This window comes from Arsenophonus nasoniae DSM 15247, assembly GCF_000429565.1.
GTDB lineage: Bacteria > Pseudomonadota > Gammaproteobacteria > Enterobacterales > Enterobacteriaceae > Arsenophonus > Arsenophonus nasoniae.
Genome location: NZ_AUCC01000232.1, coordinates 1 through 1,450, shown reverse-complemented (window position 1 = coordinate 1,450; position 1,450 = coordinate 1). Strand labels below are relative to the sequence as shown.

The window sequence follows — 1,450 nt, the reverse complement described above, 5'->3', positions numbered from 1 at the left end:
TTTTCACGCTTGGTTAATCTTCTGAATAATTTTAAATCGGAGTTCATGCCGCACCTCCGACTCTATTCAGAATTCGGGCGCGTTGACGAAGGGTTAAATTGCGTGAGGTTCGAGCAAATAACTCGATTATTTGATTCGGTGCTTCACAGACAAGCACGCGGAAGGTAGACTTTTTCATAGCCTTACTCCTATCACAGTTAGGTTTAGGGTTAGCTTTACGTCAGTGTTAGAGCACTGGCGTAAAGTGTTATACTTCTATTTTTGCTATCTTTTTGGCTTTCATCATAAAGGAATTAGTATAATTATTATCCCCTTCCTTCATTATTGAAATAAATGCTAACGCCTCTGCTTTAGAAGCCTCACCTTTATCTATCTTAGAGGCTAAATAATCAATAAATTCAACTAACTTACTATCTTGTTCTTCTTTGTTTATATTGTTAGTTTCTTTTTTATCTGATACTTTATATTTTAGCTTTATGATTATTTTATCAGTATCGGTATACTTTCTTCCTATTCTTTGTATAGAGAAACCTGAAGGTAAGTCTGAATCGAATTCCCATATACCATCTGATTTTTTTACAATATTAAGAATTGGACGTTGAATAACTGTCTTTTTGAAGTCATTGAATTTATTAAATTTTCTATAGTCAGACCCAACCATCTTACAAAATTCACCAAGCGTCGTTGTATAACCATTAATTTTAAATCTACTAACAAGTTCAAGGATTCTTTTTTCATACCCACCTCTTAATGAAAGTAAAAGTTTTAAGTCAACCTCTGCAAAACCTTTGCTATAATCAAGCATATACTTAATTGCTTCATCTCCAACATCAAGAGTAAGCACGCCATTCCTAAATTCTGCATAACTACAAAAGGATATACGCTCAAAATATTCCATTTGTGTATTTTTGATTTCAACAAACCGTGAAATAAGATGCTTAGTTGCTTCATCTAAAGTTATGTACAATGCCTGTCTAGATAAATTAAAAAATTCAATTAATTCACCAGTCGAAAATTTAAATCTTTTTGACATAGCATTAGCGTCTTCATTACCGAATTTAATTTTATCTGCCTCACGTTTTAAGCCAACAAAAATCAAACTTAATAAATCTTGTTCTCTAGGTGAGAGGCTCATCCTCGAAGCTATAAAGTGGTGTGACTTTTTAACTTTTGTTCCCATGATGGCAGTAACTTTAAGAATATTGTTCATATGTGGATTTAATTATAATAAAAATCCGCATATAGTCAAATAAAAATCCGCCAAAAAAATATCAAATAATATATTCTTAACAAAAACAGATGATTATAATTGTATAAATAACAAAGATGAGCAAATTTACATCAAATTTTGCTTGCATTTTAAACAAATACACCATAAATAAATGTAAATTCATGCTTGTTAATAGTATTTAAAACGAATCCGCCTATAGTAAAAAACATAACCGCATAA

Annotated in this window: 2 protein-coding genes; both read right to left on the bottom strand. The window is 31.2% G+C overall.

Annotated features, from left to right (window positions below; translation table 11 throughout):
* Positions 1 to 43: 43 nt before the first annotated feature.
* A complete protein-coding gene (locus tag G468_RS25170; protein WP_276324694.1) occupies positions 44 to 178 on the bottom strand; it encodes a hypothetical protein in 135 nt (44 codons plus the stop codon).
* Between the two features lie 69 nt (positions 179 to 247).
* Positions 248 to 1,210 carry a replication initiation protein gene (locus tag G468_RS0117830; RefSeq protein WP_026824129.1) on the bottom strand — a complete coding sequence of 321 codons (963 nt, stop codon included), beginning with the start codon at positions 1,208 to 1,210 and terminating at the stop codon, positions 248 to 250.
* Positions 1,211 to 1,450 lie beyond the last annotated feature (240 nt).